Here is a 15,285-nt window from a genome sequence, read left to right as displayed (position 1 = left end):
CGCCATGTTGTTCAGATCGCAAGAACGCCCGCGCTTTCCCTACGAGTATCCGGCTCATTTGCAGTCGCAGACTGAAGATCTCCCTCGGGCCGCCGGCGTCTATTACTTCCATGGGGAAGGGCAGTCCGTGCCTCTCTACATTGGCAAGAGCGTCAATATCCGCACGCGTGTGTTGAACCATCTGCGCACTCCAGAAGAGGCACGGATGCTGATGCAGACCAGAACGATCACCCATGTGCGAACGGCGGGGGACATCGGGGCGCAGCTGCTTGAAGCGCAGCAGATCAAAGCGCTTCAACCTTTGTACAACAAGAAGCTGCGTCGACTGCAGCGACTCTGTTCGATCGCCCTCGACCTAGCTGGCGTTAGATTCGTCTACTCGAATGAACCAGACTTTCGAGTACGCGAAAGCCTGTACGGGTTGTTCGGAAGCAAGGTGCGAGCAGTCGAGGCGCTGCGCACGTTGGCCGACGAACACGGCCTGTGTTATGCGCGCATTGGGATCGAGCGAACCGTACGCGGAAGGCCCTGCTTCCGGCATGCGACCGGCCGCTGCGCGGGTGTTTGCTGCGGCAAGGAGGACGGACTGGCCCACGACCTGCGTCTTAGGGGAGCACTTGCCTCCATCGAAGTAGCAAAGTGGCCATACCCCGGACGAGTCGCAATTGAAGAGCGCGATGACGGCGGGCGACAGCTCCACGTGATCGATCACTGGCGCTACTGCGGCAGCGCTGGATCGCTTAGGGAAGCGCGGAAGCTGAAAATCGCAGATTGCGAGTTCGACAGAGACGACTACTACATCCTTGCAAAGCCAATCCTACAAAGCGACTTCAAGCTTTGGGAGCTCTAGCGCTACTTTCCGATGACAAAAAGGGCGCTCCGGCCTCCCGTTACTGAGCCACTGAAGAGAATCTCAGGCTGGGGCGATGTCTGCTTCTGGCCGATAGCCAGATACACATATCGGCGAGCTCCTCCCAGCTTGAACCTTCCAGCCTTCGTCTCCGACCGTGCGCCTCTCGCCACCAAACGACAACGCTGGTCAAACTCAGTATGCGAATGATGACTCCGCTTGCGCTGACGAATAGTTTCATGGGTAGGCCCCACACTGAACCGAAATGCAGGGTAATGATCCAGTCCGAGAGCCATGGTCCGAGGCGCGGGTCGGACGCAGCCTCGCGAACCAAGCCCTTTACTGAGCGGAGACAGGGGTTTCGGGCGGGGAGGTTACGTATCCACTAGCGGCGTCCACATGCCCATCCCCGTCGCCTGCACCGCAAAGAGGGGTGATCGCCGTGCGAACGCCCTTTTGCAGGCCATCCTCACGGCGGCTCGGCAATACTTGGCGCATGTCCATGGAATCCTTCAACTCGTGGTGCGCCAGCCACCGCCGTCCGTTGCGCCGCGCTGGCTTTGTGCTTCTGATGCTGTACCTGTTGTACCTGCTGGCCGCCAATGTGTTCCTCAACACGTCCATTGGCGAGCAGGTCATCAACCGCAAGCCGGATCGATTCCAGGCACGCTGGGACTGGGCACTTAGTGCCTACCCGGGACACATCCATGCCCACGGCGTGGTCCTGGGCGGCCATGCACGTACCAACCGCTGGTTTGTCGCCAGTCCCCGTGCCGACGGACGGATTAAGCTGGTACCGCTGCTGTGGCGCGAAGTGGGTTTCGGCACTATCCGTGCCGCGGACGTCTCGGTGCACGTGCAGCGCGTGGCCGAGGATAAACCCACCATCAAACGTCCGGGCAAGCCGCCGTGGGAGCTGAGTTTCGACGCGATCACCACCCCCAGCCTGCTGCGCATGGATTTCTACGATGCCCGCGTACGCGGGCATGGGCAGGCGCGCTTTGTCTTCCGCAAGCGGCTGCAGGGCGGGGCGATGGAAGTGGGCCCGTCTACCCTGCATATGCCCGATGCGATCCTGGAGGTGGGCGAGGTCGAGCTGATGCGCGACGGGCGGCTGGACTTGGAGATCTCGCTGCCCCTGCACACGCGCGAGCGCGCGCAGGGGGCCGAGAAAGTGGGACTCATGCACGCACGCATGCGGGTGGACGGCCCGGCGCCGGGCATCGACCTGGTCGCCCACCACGGCCAGGCATTACCGCTGGGTGCCCGCGCCTCCGCTGGCCGTTTGCGAGCCGACCTGACCCTGAGTCGCGGCGCGCTGATGCCGGACAGCTGGCTGGACTGGTCGGCGCCGGTCTTCTCGCGCGGCCTCGACGGGGAGGCAGTGCGGCATCCGCTGGGCGTGGCCCTGCGCACTCGGCGCGAAGCGATCACGTTGGCGGCACGGATACCGCCCACCTCCGAGGGCGCGCCTTGGCTGGCGGCCGACCTGCGCGTGGACGATCGGCGCCTTGGCCCAGACGACTGGCTGCGGCCGCTGCGCGCGTTGGGTGGCACCGTGCGCACCCGCTGGCCGGCGATGCCGCTGCGCTGGATCGACGTGTTCCTGGACGACATCCCGTGGCTGGAGCTCAACGGCCGCGCCAACCTGGATGCCGACGTGTCTCTGGACGCCGGCGCAATGCAGGCGAGCAGCCGCGTCGACGTGGAGGATGCGCAGCTGCAGGCGCGCGTCCTCGACAACCGGTTCAGTGGGCAGGCCCGGGCACGCCTGCGCATGCGTGGCGAGGACGACGCCTCACGGCACACCACCATCGCGATTGTGATGCAGCAATTCACCTTAGCTCCCATCGTGGCTCCGGAGAGCATCGACCTGCGCGGCCGTGACCTGCGCTTGGATCTGGTGTCCACCGGTCCGCTGGCCCAGTTCCACGAGAACCTGGATGCACACCTGCATTTCGACGACGCGCAGGTGCCGGACCTGCGCAGCTACAACCGCTACCTGCCCACCCAGAGCGCGCAACTGCTCGGTGGCAGCGCCAGCGCCAGCGCCGACATCCACCTGGACCATGCCGGCGAGATGCTCGGTGGACGCATGCAAATGCGCGGCCAGGACGTGCGCTTTGTGCTGGGTCCGTCGCGCTTGGGCGGCAACCTAGTCTTGGACAGCCGTCTGTCGCGGGTTGCGAAGGGCGGGCGTCGCTATGCCCTCGACGAAATGGCGGTGCGCCTGGACGGCGTGCGGTTGGAATCGTCCGGCGCCGATGCCGGCTGGTGGGCGCGCATGCGGCTAACGCAAGGGGAGATCGACTGGCAGGAACCGTTCAAAGTTGCCGGCTGCGGCCAAGTGGAGATGCGCGACGCCAGCGTGCTGCTGGGCCTGTTCGCAGAGCGCGACGCTTTCCCCGGATGGGTAGGCAACCTGGTCGATGCTGGCCAAGCACGGGCCACTGGCGATCTGCGCATCCGCGGCGGCGAGATCGTGCTGGACCGCGTCGAAGCCAGCAACAAACGCTTCGACCTGAAGGCGCGCATGCGCATTGCCGCCGGCGCGTCAGCGGGCGACCTCTACGCACGCTGGGGCTTGCTCGGGATGGGCATGGAGCTGCATGACGGACAGCGAAAGATGCACATCGTCGGTGCGCGCGACTGGTACGACGCTCGCCCGGCCCTGCTGACGGAGAGCGAGTAGTCGGTCGCGCGGCGCAGCGGGTGCAGGGACTCGCCCTGCTGCCAGCGATCCCACATCAGCGCCTTCTGGGTATTGGTGTAGTAGATCCTCTTCCTGTGCTTCATCTGCAACACTCCCACTGCCTATGCAGCTCTCCGTGTGTTGCATCGATCATATGAATCCGCGGCCGACAGCGGACATGGCTTGTGGCGATAGATCATCCATTGGAGCGCCGGCCTGCGGTCGGTCTGGATGGGAGGGCTCCACACCCACCTGCAGGCCGGCAAAAGACATCAATCGGTCCGCGGACGGGGGCGCATGACGACCTCGGATAGCAGCAGCAAGGCTGCGCCCACCAAGCAAGGGATCAGACCCACGAGGAAGGTGGCAGTCCCCGGCGTCGCCCAGTAGAAGAAGATCGCCATCGCCAGGCCGACGGCAAGGACGATGAGGCCGGCGGTCCGCGCCTTCGTCCGGCTCCTGCCGGCGTCGATCCGTTCGATCTCCCGCACGTAGGCGAGTAGGGGCTCCGGGTCTTTCGCCTCTGCGATGCGGTGCGCCATCTCGTTGCGATAATGCGCTTCCCGTTCCTTGCGGCGGTTTTCGAGCCAGATGACGACTGAAACGAACGCTAGGCTGGCCGTGACAATGATTGCGATCATCCAGAGTGCCGCCATGAGAATCCTCCGTTCCTGGGATTGCCGAATGTGTGGTCCGTCAGACGGCGGTCCGGCCCGGCCGGTTGCATTTTCTTGACTCGGCCCGGCAGCGAAGAAAACGCAACCGCCGATCCGCTCCCTCCGTCCAAGAGGTGAGAGGAGCAGGGATGAGCATGAGTGGAGAAGACGAGGCGACCGTTGACCGGGTGCTGGCAGGCGACACCGCCGCCTTCGCCGTGCTCGTTGCGCGTTGGCAAGGACCGATGGTGAACCTGGCGTACCGCTTCTGCCGCGATCATGCGCGCGCCGAGGACATGGCGCAGGAGGCGTTCCTGCGCGTCTTCCGTCGACTGAGTACATGGCGGCGCGACGCCACCTTCTCGACCTGGTTATTCGCCCTGGCAACCAATGTCTATCGCGATGAACTACGCCGGGCCTCGCCCGAGACCGTGCCTATCGACGTCGAGGCAGCCGCAGCAGGATCGGTTGAGGAGGGCGCCGTCGATACCGACCGCCGTGCGCTGGTAAAGCGTGCCGTGCAGTCCCTGCCGCCGAAGTACCGCGAACCCATGGTTCTGTTCTACTTCCATGAGCAGGATGTCGCCGCAACGGCCCACAGCCTCGGGTTGCCCGAAGGCACGGTGAAGGCTCGACTCTCGCGTGGCCGCGATCTGCTGGCATCGAAACTGAGGAACCGGATATGAGTCCCGACGATATCGACCGCATTCTGGCCAGCGAGATCGGGATCGCACCCTCGCCGGCGTTCACCGCATCGGTCATGTGGGCCATCGAGCGGGAGACGCGGACCCTGCCGCCACTCGCTTTTCCTTGGAGGCAGGCATTGCCGGGATGGGTGGCGCTGGTCGCCTGCCTGGTTGCCGGCAGCGTCGGCATCGCAGGGGACGGCCCGGTGCAGGCGCTTCAGACATGGCTGGCCGGCCTATCCGCGAAGGCATCGACCCTTCAGCTCCACTGGGTCGCGCTGTCGATACTGGTGACGGCGTTCTCTCTCATGACCGCCAGCACCTTCGTGCGTCGACGGGCCCACTCGTGGGAGGGTGGTACCGCGGGGCGGTGACGCTGGGTTTCAATCGACGACTGCTTCCGACCCAAAGGAGACATGCCCAGATATCGGGCCGGGATCGCCCCGGAGAGACGCCTTTGCGTCGACCTACCTGAGCGCTATCGATGCTCATCGCGCAGTTGCTAAGCTTCGCGGGTTGGGATGCTCTGGGGAGAGCCATGTCGTTAGCGAAGAAGGCGGTCCGGCCCTGGCTGGCCGCTGTGCTGTGGATCGTGGCCATCGCGCAGGGCGCGGCGGCGGAGGCACCGGCCAATCCGGCGGCGTGGGGCGTGTATGCCGAGGTCGCGGGCAAGACTTGGAAAGGGGAACAGGGCGCCGTCGCGTGGGCTTGGGAGGCCGACGGCACGCTGAGGCAGTCGGACGCCGGCTCGACCAGCGTCATACGGCTGGGCGAACAGCCGGGCCAACTGGTCCAGGAAAGCGGCGCGTTGTACACCTACGACGGGTATGTCGCCGCGGACGGCTCGGTGCTGTGGCTGCGGCGCGGCCCGTTCAAGACGCCGATGCGGCTGTCGCTGAGAGACGGCCGAGTGGTGGCGGAGTCGGTCAAGATCGATGACGCCCGCCAGGTGGTGAAGGTCACCGGCACGCGGACCTACGGGCCACTCGCGCAGACGGCATCGGCGCCGGTCTCCACGGAGCGCTCGGTGGTCGTGCCGCCACCGGCCGCGTCGTTACCCGCCGATGTCATGACAGCGGGCACGGTCGCCGCACGATCACCCACCGCGACGCCGGCTCCACCGTCCGCTTCCCCGCCACCGGCGCCAAAGTCGGGCCCGCGCACCCTGTCCGAGGCCGACTTGGCGAGGCTGCGCGAGCGCATGCAGAGCGACAAGGCGCGGCGTGCGCAGGCGTTGAGCCAGGAGCAGGCGGCGGCCGAACAGCTGCGCCAGCAGATGGAGCAGATGGCCACCGTCGAGGAGGAAGCCTGGGAGGACGAGGAGCCGTCCGCACCCGCACCGAACCTGGCCGAGGTGTTCCTGACCACGCTCGGCAACGAGATGGCCAAAAACCAGGCCGAGCGCGAAGCGCAGGATGCCTTCATTCAAGACATCCAGCGCCAGCAGGCGGCCGCCGCCCAACGCCGCGAGCGCGAAGAACAACGCCGGCGCGCGGAAGCCGAGCGCGCGCGCCAGACGCAGTACGCGCAGGCCCCGTCACCGGCCGCGCCCGCGGTGCCCGACGCGGCCGCGCAGGCGCGGCAGGCCCAGGCCGCGGCACGCGACCGCGAACTCGCCGCGCAGGCAGCGGCCGAACGGCAACGCCTGCAGCAGGTGCGCGCGCAGCAGCAGACGACCGCGCCCACGACGGGGTCGTCGGGCACCGCGTCCGCCACCGCAGCGGTCAAGCCGCTGCGGTTCATCCTGACCATCGGCCTGCTCAACAAGCCGGGCGATACCGTCAATCCCACCTGCTACTCCAACGTCATCACCCGGCCGGGACCGCCAGGATGGGGTGCGCCAGGTTTCCTCCCGCAGGGATCGGGCGAGCAGGCGCGTGCGGCGGTCTACGCGTTGAAGGACGCCTTTATCGCCCGCTGCCGCGCCAGTGGCCGTGAGATCACAAGCGATGGCAACTTCAACTACGTCTGGAACCAGACCAGTAGCGACGAGCAGACCTTGCAGGGCGTGCGACCTCGCTTCCGTGAAGACGTGTCGGTGTCGCTGTGACGCCGCGCGCCGACTTCTCTTCCCCATCGAGACGATCCATGATCAGAGCCGCCCTCGTGCTTGGCTTGGCGCTTTCCACTGTGTCGCTGTCGATATCGCCGGTCGCCCTGGCCCAGTCCGCGCAGACGGCTGAGGGGGCGCAGGCGTTTCTCGCGGCCATGGCCAAGCAAGGCTTCGCCCGCGCCACGTTCGTCGATGCGCTGGGCCGCCCCAACCACGTCACCGGCACCCACACGGTGGAGATCAGCCGCATCAAGCTTTCGATCAAGGAAGAGAAGAGCACCGACACGGTGGAGAAATCGCTGGGCGAGTTCCCGGTGCCCGACCTATCCTACGGCGACGCCCAGGGCGCCGCCGATGTCTGCACGACCCGCATCGACGGCGTGCAGATGCCGGCGAGCGCCTTCGAACACAACAGCACGTCATGGGAGGAGCCCGGGTTCCTGACCTCGGTGACGGTGCTGAAGAATGAGTCGTGGAACTACACGGAAGACTTCAAGAAATTCGCCGGCCCCCACTTCATCGACTGGCGGCAGGCGCAGGTCGTACGGAGCAACGACGGCAGTCGCATCGACGTGCGGGCAAAGGGTCAGGCCTTTCCAACGAACATTCTTTCCTTCGTACCGGGCGATTCCGAACTGGCCGACCGCGTCGAGTACGCCGCGAAGTTCCTGCGAATGAGCTGCGACGAAGCGGCTGCCACTGGGTTCTGAATTCGGCAATGGTGTTGCTCTCGAGGAGATGATGTCCGCTTCTGGCCGATAGCGGACATCGGCTTCGAGCAATCGCCGGTAGCGGCTCAGTAGGGCTCGCCATTCTTGCGCGTGAAATGCCAGCTTCCACCATGAGAACGCGCTTCAAGGTCGTCATCAGGGTACAGCACGTGGTCTCTTTTAGATCGGTCCCCGATTTCGAGATAGACGACAGGACGATTGGTGCGATTCACTAAATGATGCGCATCGCTATGACCAGCCTTGAAGCCTGCAAACATGCCGGGCTCCAACAGGTGATTCCCTCGATCGTTGACGAGCGTGGGTGTCCCCTCCAGTACATAGACGAACTCATCTTGCTTGGTATGGGCGTGTCTCAGTGCCGATATCGCGCCTGGTTCAAGACGAGTCAAGTTCACGCCGAAGTTGCTCAGGCCGAAGGCGTCGCCAAGCCTGCGCTTGCTCCTTCCTGCCACGCGGCCCGAGTAGGGCTTCGGGTAGTTCGTTCCCGAATTTGGCGCTACATCATCCGAATTAAGGGCGGTTGGCCATACTTCTCTTGGCATCTCACACTCCCATGGCTGCTCTTCAGAGGGGGTCGCGATCGAGCGAAAGCTTTAGACGGATGCGCTCCTGACACACAGCACCCCTGGACTCGTAGAAACCGAGAGCGCTCGTGTTCTCGGTGGGCGTAAGCCACTCCATTCGCGTGCACTGCTTGGAGCAAGCGAAGTCACGCATTGCGCCTAGCAGGTCAGAACCAAGACCGACACCGCGGTAGGCTTCTTCGATGAAAAGGGCATCCATCAAGAAGTAGGTCGAAGCGCTCCACGTGCAATAAGTTAGTGATCCAGAGCCATATCCGACCATCTCGTCGTTGACGAACGCTATCCACGCATAAAGTCGAGGGAAAGGTCCCCATAACGCCGCCTGCAGCGCATCTGGGGACGGTGGCCCCGGAAGCGTGGCGCCCTCGTAGGCTGCGTGCGCAACGCACAGCGGAACCATCGCTGCCGCGTCGGCGGGAAGGGCGCGGCGAACGTGCACCTTATACGCTCGCCGAAACTGTGGTCGCCAGATCGAATCCCTCGTCCTGCCAGCCCGTAATGCCGCCGACCATGACTTTGACCGGCCGTCCCAACTCGGCAAGACGACGGGCCGCTCTGTCCGCGCCATTGCAGTGTGGCCCTGCGCAGTAGGTCACAAACAGCGTGCCATCCGGATAGTGGCGCATCGAGGCTTCGGTGATCTTCCGATGGGGAAGGCTTGTCGCGCCTGGAACATGACCTGCGCCATAGAGCTCGTGCGAACGCGCGTCCAGCAGCACGAAGCCTGGATTTCCACGTTCGATAGCCTCGTGCACGTCCCAACAATCGGTTTCAAACTGGAATTTACGCGCGAAGTGCAACTGCGCCTCGTCGGACGTCGCTGCGGCCACTTGCGTTACGGCATTCTTGGGCATAAAAATTTCCTCGTTATCTGGCACAGCATGAGGTTCAACATGCGATCACTCGGCAAGGACGAAGCGCGACAGTTCGCGTTGTCCTGGCTCCCTGCGTGGACCGGCAACGATCCTGAGCGTCTGGTGAGCTTCTACGCGGACGATGCGTACTATCTGGACCCCGGCGTGCCTGATGGCATCAACGGAAAGCCTGCGCTGCTCGCCTACTTTTCCCGGCTGCTGGCTTACAACCCGCACTGGGTCTGGACGCAGGTAGAGGGCATCCCCATGGAAGACGGGTTCTTGAACAAATGGCACGCCACAATTCCTGTCGGAGACAAGATCTTGTCGATCACCGGCGTCTGTCTCGTGCAGTTGGATGCGCAAGGAAAGATCCGGCGCAACGAGGTCTACTTCGACCGGTCGAACTTGCTGGCGGAGATCGCCAGTCAGCGCAAGCGCTGAAGCTATAGTCCTCCTGCGACATTGAGCACGCAGCCCGTGGCGTAGGAAGCGTCTGCGGAGACGAGCCAGGCGACAGCACCGGCGATCTCCTCCGGCCTCCCTGGACGCTTCATGGGTATCCTCTCGGCCACGCGCTGCGCACGATCCGGCTGGCCGGCGCGCGCATGGATCGTGGTGTCGATGGTCCCCGGCGATACGGCGCTGACGTGGATGTTGCGTGGCGCGAGTTCTTTGGCCAAGCCGATCGTGAGTGTTTCCACCGCCGCCTTCGTCGCTGCGTAGCCGACGTACTCGTTCGGCGAGCCCGTGCGCGCGGCCACGGAGGAGATATTCACGATGGACGAGCGCTCTGTCCTGGCGGACCAGCGACGGGCTGCCTCCCGGCAGAGCCGGATCGTGGCCGTCAGATTGACGGCGATCACGCGGTCCAGGTCGTCGTCGCTCAGGTCTACCAAGGGTCCGAGCTTTCCCGTGACCCCGGCATTGTTCACCAAGCCGATAACATGGCCGAGCGCCACCGCGGCGTCGAAGATGCGCTGGGCAGCATCCGGCTCGGCGATATCGATCCGGACGCCACGGCAGGGCCTTTCGGGCGAGTGCAGCCCCCGTTCCAGCGATGCCGCATCCTGGACCGAGGAGGAGTGCGTGAACAGGATGCCGTAGCCATCCGTGTGGAGGCGCTCCACGATGCACCTGCCTATGCCGCGCGTGCCGCCGGTAACGATGATGATGGAGCTTGATGGAGATGGTGTTGTCATTCGGTCCTCAGCATGTTGCCCATTCAAGGGCGTCTTCCAGGCGATCATCGCCCCAGAACATTTCTTGTCCGACGAAGATCATGGGCGCTCCGAACACCCCTCGCACCATGGCCTGCTCCGTGCGCCGTCGCAGCAGCGCCTTGTTCGTCTCAGACTCGGCGTCTGCCATCAGTCCCGCGCTCGGGAGTGCCAGGTGATCAAGAATGCCTCGCATGGCCTCGTAAGTGTCTATGTCGCGATTGGCGCCGAAATGGGCCAGCATCGACAGCCTGCAGAATTCGCCGATCCAGGATGACTCGCTGGCCAGTGTGGCGATCCTCATCGGCAGCAAGGTTCGCCGTGGAAAGACGCTGGGCTGCACGAAGGGCAGGCCGAAGCGCTCTGCGCGCCGGCACATGTCCCGCCATACATAACGGGATTTCGCTTCATGCAGGAAAAGCGGCGACGACGACCACCCGATTGCCTTGAAGATGGGGCCGAGCAGGAAGGGTCTCCATTGCACGGCAATGCCGTGCAATGCCGCCAGCGATTCGACCCGCATGATGGTGGGATAACAATAGTTGCTGCTGAAGTCGAACCAGAGTTCGATCGTCCGATGTGGCTTCATGACCTGGTGATCCTTGTCATGTGCACAAGCCCGTCAGCCAGGCGCCGAGCCACAGACTGGGATCGGCCGGCTCAAGCCAAGCCCTGAATACGCACGCGGCCAAGCCGAAGCCCAGTAAACCGAGTGCTGTCCGTGACAGCAGCCGGGGCACGCTCATGGCGCCGCCCCCGCCACCAGTGGCCGGTGCCGTTGTCGGTCATCGATCGGCCAGTGAAGTGCGGCGGCGATCAGCCCCAGGGCCATCGCGACGAGCCAGATCGGTTGATAAGAACCCATCTCGTCGAAGACATAACCGCCCAGCCAGACGCCCAGGAACGATCCCAGTTGGTGGCCGAAGAAGACGAAGCCGAACAGGGTGGCCAGATAGCGCACGCCGAACACACGCGTCAGCACACCGTTGGTGAGCGGGACGGTGCCCAGCCAGAGGAATCCCATGACCGCCGCGAACCCATAGACCGTCCACAGGCTCAGCGGCAGCAGAATGAATAGCCCGATGGCGACGGTGCGCGCCAGATATAGGGTGGCCAACAGGTTCTTCTGCCGCCATTTGCCGCCCAGCATGCCGCATACGTAGATGCCGACAATGTTGGTCAGCGCGATCGTCGCCAAAGCGCCGACGCCGGCCATCGGTCCCAGGCCCTGATCGATCAGATAGGCAGGTAGGTGGGTGGCGATGAAAGCCAACTGGAACCCGCATGCCAGAAAGCCCAGGTTGAGGAGCCAGAAGCCGCTGTGCGAGATCGCTTCCCGGACCGCATGGACAACGCCCCGGTCGCCATCCTCATGTTCGGTGATGGCATACGCAGTGCGATCCTTCAGGGGCAGCGCCAGCGGCGCCAACGCCGCCATGGCAATGGCCAGGATCCACAAGCTCGCTTTCCAGTCGAGGGACGCAATGAGCTCCTGCACGAGCGGCACCATGACGAACTGGCCCAGTCCACCTATTGCCCCGGTCACCGCAATGGCCCAGGGGCGCTGACCAGGCGCCACGAGTCGGCTAACTGCGGCGTAGATGACGCCGAATGCGGTACACGACAGCGCCACGCCCAACGCCACGCCGCAGGCCGCCACGAACATCGCCGGACTGCTTGCTTGCGTCATGGCCGCCAGTCCCAATGCATACAGCACGACACCGAAGACGACCACGCGTCTTGCTCCATAGCGATCCGCCAACATGCCGGTGAACGGCTGTGCGATGCCCCAGGTCAGGTTCTGCACCGCCAGAGCGAAGCCGAACAGCTCGCGCGACCAACCCTGTTCACCCGTGACGGGAAGCAGGAACAAGCCCTGGACATGGCGCACGCCCAAGGCTAGGCCCATCACCAGACCGGCCGCGATCACCACGCCCCAAAGGCGACGCGGGCCGTGGTCGATCGTCCGAATGCATGCATCCTTGGAATTCGTTTCCTGCGGGTGCGACATGCTGGCGCTCGCTGCGACAGTGGGATAGTGTCGCTATTAGGGGCGATGCGCTTTGCCGCTTCAACCTACTTTTCGGAACGTTCGCATTCCTCGGGCGCATGCCAATGGATTTCGCAAGAATGCCCTCGTTGGACCTAGTTCGCGGCTTCGTCGCGGTGGGGCGGCGCATGAGCATCACGCTCGCGGCGAAGGATCTGCACCTGACCCAGTCGGCCGTCAGTCGCCAGATCCACGCGCTGGAAGAACAGTTGGGGGTGAAGCTTCTGGTCCGCGGTCATCGCACCATCGAATTTACCCCCGAAGGTGAGCGGCTATATCGAAGCGCGGACGGGGCGCTCCAGCAATTACAGGACGTGTTGGGTGAGCTGCAGGCCCGCACTAGGAACAGGCCCGTGACCATCAGCGCGACGATCGGCTTTACCGGACTGTGGTTGCTTCCGCGCTTGGGAAAACTGCAAGCCCTGTATCCCGACATCGATGTCCGCGTGGCGGCGCACAATCGACTGGTCGACCTGCGCAACGATGGCATCGACTTGGCCATCCGCTATACGTCTACCGATCGTGCCCCATCAGGTGCGAAGCTGCTTTTTGCAGAAACCGTCGTGCCCGTGGCCAGCCCGTCGTTTGGTGCCGCGAGCTTGCGCTCGGCGGGAGCTGTATCCGCGTTGACTCTTCTGGAGTTCGATGACGAGCGCTACCCATGGCTGCAATGGCGCCCTTGGCTGGATGCCCACGTGGGCGAAAAGGTCAAGCCACGGACGCTTCTGCACTTCAACCAATACGACCTGGTGATCCAGGCGGCATTGGCGGGACAGGGCGTCGCGCTGGGGCGCTACGAACTGATCCGACCCATGATTGAAGAAGGTCGGCTTGTAGTCATCGAGTCTGCCAAGGTGACGCCTACTAGCCACCACGGGTTCTGGCTCATAGAGGCCGAGCCTCGGCCACGACAGCAGGTGCAACAGGTTGCGGATTGGATTAAGAGCGAGGCGATCAGACTGTCGGCACCGACGCCAAGTGAACCCGAGGGAGAGGTCCATGTTGACCGATAAGGTCCGAACGTCGATGGAAGCCAGCGTACTCTGCTGGCTGGCCACGGCGGACGCGAATGGTCAGCCCAACGTGTCCCCCAAGGAGGTTTTCCGAGCCTTCGATGATCGACATGTGGTCATCGCGAACATCGCGTCTCCTGTCAGTGCGAAGAACATCGAAGAGAATCCGCGCGTATGCGTGAGCCTGGTGGACATCCTCGTACAGAAGGGCCACAAGATGATGGGCTCAGCCATCAACGTCAGGCGGCATACGGAAGACTATCGAAAATGGGTGACGCCTCTGCTTCCGATCGTAGGAGATCGGTTCCCGGTCCGGAGTGTCTTTGTGATCCAAGTGGAAAGGACGGTCGAGATTGTAGCGCCAAGCTACCTGCTTTTCGGAGAGAGCACATCGGAGTCATCGCAGATCGAGGCGGCGGAAGCGACTTATGGGGTTAGGCGACTGCCGGGCGCTTAGCTGGCGCTCTGGAGATTGTCTGCTTCCGACCCAAAGCGGACGTGACTCAAAGCCTCGAATCACTCAAGTCGTACGGTGGTCTAAAGTTGCAATGCCCGTTCACGAAGTCGTGGCAGTAGCGTTCACTTATGACTGCTCGTCGTCCTGGAGCATGGACGTACTCCACTCGCCCCCGCAAGAATCTCGGCGTTGGCGACAGAATCACGCTTTACGAGTTGATGCGGAACCACGTGATTGACCACCACACGCGTTGATCGAGGCGCGTTTCGCAGCTGGCGAAGCAGAATATCAATGGCCGCGTCTGCCATTGCGGCGATAGGTTGATGGATCGTAGTCAGCTCTGGCCACACCATTGTTGCGGCCGAAGTGTCGTCAAACCCGACCACCGAAAGATCTCGGGGCACGTCGAGGCCTCGCCGGTGCGCGACCGATACCACCGCCGATGCCATGTCGTCATTGCTCGCGAAAATAGCGGTTGGAGGATTCCGCAACGCTAAGAGTCGCTCAGCTGCCTCCAGTCCCGATCGATAGGTGAAATGTCCGGGCTGGACCAGCTTGTCGTCATAAGTGATGCCCGCTTCAGTCAACGCGTCCCTGTAACCCTGCCACCGGTGCGCGCTGGCGGTCTGGTTTGGATCGCCCTTGATATACCCAATTCTCGAGTGCCCGTGCGCGATCAGGTGGGCGACCATGTCATGACTCGCTCGATGGTCGTCGATACGCACGCAGGAGATGGTGCTGCTGAATTCGCCCGATGCGATCGCGACTACGGGCACTCCGGCTTTCGCGAACTCGGAAACGATCACTTTTGACTCGCACAAGGGCGGAGGCAGTATCACGCCAGAAACGCTGTTTGCCAGCTGGCGTGCGGCATCGCGACGGCCCCGCGGATCTAGTCCATCCCACGCGGCGATCGTCAGCTGTGCAGCGGCACGTGCGGAACCCCGCAATGCGCCGACGAGGAGCTCACGCAGGTAGTTCGAACTTGGGTTCGTGTAGATGAGCGCGATAGAGGTGCTCTGCGCCGCGGCAAGCGCGCTCGCCGCAGCATTGGGGCGGTAGCCGAGCTCCTTCACACTACGTCGCACGCGCTCGCGATTGGCTTCGCGCACGCCCGTGTGACCATTGATGACTCGCGAGACCGTCATGGGGGACACGCGGGCGTGCTGTGCGACCTCGTCGATGGTGACAGCCCGCCCTTTGCGGCGAACGGCTTTCGATGTCTTGTTCACTCTCGGTGCTCTCGATGGGTCCTGCCGGGCTGAAATTGCGGTTACTTGCGCACGCCCGGAGCTGAAACCGTTTTCTCGGGCTGCCGGGTGGTCGGTAAGACCGCCCTCACGCATTGATCTGCTGGGACTTTGCTGCGCTGCATGGTGACAACCGGGAATGTGCGTGATTAGTCTGCGCTCCAACGCGATGGTAGCGCTACCATTATT

16 protein-coding genes are annotated in these 15,285 nt (G+C 63.6%); 9 read left to right on the top strand and 7 right to left on the bottom strand.

The window, feature by feature from the left end; genetic code table 11:
• The first annotated feature begins 4 nt into the window (after positions 1-4).
• Both IB230_RS14950 and IB230_RS14940 read left to right on the top strand, forming a co-directional pair.
• Positions 5-850: an endonuclease gene (locus IB230_RS14950; RefSeq protein ID WP_192273586.1), complete on the top strand. Its 846-nt coding sequence runs from the start codon at positions 5-7 to the stop codon at positions 848-850.
• Between the two features lie 502 nt (positions 851-1,352).
• Positions 1,353-3,542, top strand: a complete 2,190-nt coding sequence (locus tag IB230_RS14940; protein WP_192273584.1) for a hypothetical protein — start codon at positions 1,353-1,355, stop codon at positions 3,540-3,542.
• Positions 3,543-3,814: 272 nt separating this feature from the next.
• Here the strand turns inward: IB230_RS14940 and IB230_RS14935 are convergent, their stop codons facing one another.
• Complete coding sequence (locus tag IB230_RS14935) at positions 3,815-4,198, bottom strand: DUF6249 domain-containing protein (protein WP_192273583.1); 384 nt, start codon at positions 4,196-4,198, stop codon at positions 3,815-3,817.
• Positions 4,199-4,353: 155 nt separating this feature from the next.
• On the opposite strand from IB230_RS14935, the gene IB230_RS14930 reads away from it, so the two are divergent.
• The 4 genes from IB230_RS14930 to IB230_RS14915 all read left to right on the top strand — a co-directional run bounded on the left by IB230_RS14930 (position 4,354) and on the right by IB230_RS14915 (position 7,647).
• A complete protein-coding gene (locus IB230_RS14930; protein WP_192273582.1) occupies positions 4,354-4,884 on the top strand; it encodes a sigma-70 family RNA polymerase sigma factor in 531 nt (176 codons plus the stop codon).
• Complete coding sequence (locus IB230_RS14925) at positions 4,881-5,258, top strand: hypothetical protein (protein WP_192273581.1); 378 nt, start codon at positions 4,881-4,883, stop codon at positions 5,256-5,258. The genes IB230_RS14930 and IB230_RS14925 overlap by 4 nt, the downstream gene beginning before the upstream one ends.
• Before the next feature lie 164 nt (positions 5,259-5,422).
• A complete protein-coding gene (locus IB230_RS14920; protein WP_192273580.1) occupies positions 5,423-6,934 on the top strand; it encodes a hypothetical protein in 1,512 nt (503 codons plus the stop codon).
• Positions 6,931-7,647 (top strand): hypothetical protein, encoded by a 717-nt coding sequence (locus IB230_RS14915; RefSeq protein WP_192273579.1) that lies wholly within the window; start codon positions 6,931-6,933, stop codon positions 7,645-7,647. Before IB230_RS14920 ends, IB230_RS14915 begins: the two co-directional genes overlap by 4 nt.
• 86 nt (positions 7,648-7,733) lie before the next feature.
• Here the strand turns inward: IB230_RS14915 and IB230_RS14910 are convergent, their stop codons facing one another.
• Positions 7,734-8,210: a cupin domain-containing protein gene (locus tag IB230_RS14910; protein ID WP_192273578.1), complete on the bottom strand. Its 477-nt coding sequence runs from the start codon at positions 8,208-8,210 to the stop codon at positions 7,734-7,736.
• A gap of 482 nt (positions 8,211-8,692) precedes the next feature.
• Positions 8,693-9,106: a rhodanese-like domain-containing protein gene (locus tag IB230_RS14900; protein WP_162339353.1), complete on the bottom strand. Its 414-nt coding sequence runs from the start codon at positions 9,104-9,106 to the stop codon at positions 8,693-8,695.
• A gap of 39 nt (positions 9,107-9,145) precedes the next feature.
• Between IB230_RS14900 and IB230_RS14895 the strand changes: the two genes are divergently transcribed.
• Positions 9,146-9,550, top strand: coding sequence for a nuclear transport factor 2 family protein (locus IB230_RS14895; protein WP_192273576.1), 405 nt, complete (start codon positions 9,146-9,148; stop codon positions 9,548-9,550).
• A 2-nt stretch (positions 9,551-9,552) separates the two neighbouring features.
• On the opposite strand, the gene IB230_RS14890 is transcribed toward IB230_RS14895, so the two are convergent.
• The 3 genes from IB230_RS14890 to IB230_RS14880 all read right to left on the bottom strand — a co-directional run bounded on the left by IB230_RS14890 (position 9,553) and on the right by IB230_RS14880 (position 12,337).
• Positions 9,553-10,356, bottom strand: a complete 804-nt coding sequence (locus IB230_RS14890; RefSeq protein WP_225589528.1) for an SDR family oxidoreductase — start codon at positions 10,354-10,356, stop codon at positions 9,553-9,555.
• Positions 10,316-10,915 carry a 2-hydroxychromene-2-carboxylate isomerase gene (locus IB230_RS14885; RefSeq protein WP_192273575.1) on the bottom strand — a complete coding sequence of 200 codons (600 nt, stop codon included), beginning with the start codon at positions 10,913-10,915 and terminating at the stop codon, positions 10,316-10,318. Before IB230_RS14885 ends, IB230_RS14890 begins: the two co-directional genes overlap by 41 nt.
• Before the next feature lie 153 nt (positions 10,916-11,068).
• Positions 11,069-12,337, bottom strand: a complete 1,269-nt coding sequence (locus IB230_RS14880; protein ID WP_225589527.1) for an MFS transporter — start codon at positions 12,335-12,337, stop codon at positions 11,069-11,071.
• A 98-nt stretch (positions 12,338-12,435) separates the two neighbouring features.
• Here IB230_RS14880 and IB230_RS14875 point away from each other — a divergent pair, with 98 nt between their 5' ends.
• Together IB230_RS14875 and IB230_RS14870 are read left to right on the top strand one after the other, a co-directional pair.
• The gene (locus IB230_RS14875; RefSeq protein WP_343227328.1) at positions 12,436-13,389 is read left to right on the top strand and encodes a LysR substrate-binding domain-containing protein; all 954 of its coding nucleotides are present in this window, start codon (positions 12,436-12,438) and stop codon (positions 13,387-13,389) included.
• Positions 13,376-13,846, top strand: a complete 471-nt coding sequence (locus tag IB230_RS14870) for a pyridoxamine 5'-phosphate oxidase family protein (RefSeq protein WP_192273574.1) — start codon at positions 13,376-13,378, stop codon at positions 13,844-13,846. The genes IB230_RS14875 and IB230_RS14870 overlap by 14 nt, the downstream gene beginning before the upstream one ends.
• 122 nt (positions 13,847-13,968) lie before the next feature.
• Here IB230_RS14870 and IB230_RS14865 read toward each other — a convergent pair whose 3' ends face one another.
• Positions 13,969-15,078 carry a LacI family DNA-binding transcriptional regulator gene (locus tag IB230_RS14865; RefSeq protein WP_343227327.1) on the bottom strand — a complete coding sequence of 370 codons (1,110 nt, stop codon included), beginning with the start codon at positions 15,076-15,078 and terminating at the stop codon, positions 13,969-13,971.
• Positions 15,079-15,285 lie beyond the last annotated feature (207 nt).

Source organism: Pseudoxanthomonas sp. PXM01, from assembly GCF_014851815.1.
GTDB lineage: Bacteria > Pseudomonadota > Gammaproteobacteria > Xanthomonadales > Xanthomonadaceae > Pseudoxanthomonas_A.
Note: the sequence above shows the minus strand (reverse complement) of the source record. Positions and strands in the feature narration are given on the sequence as shown.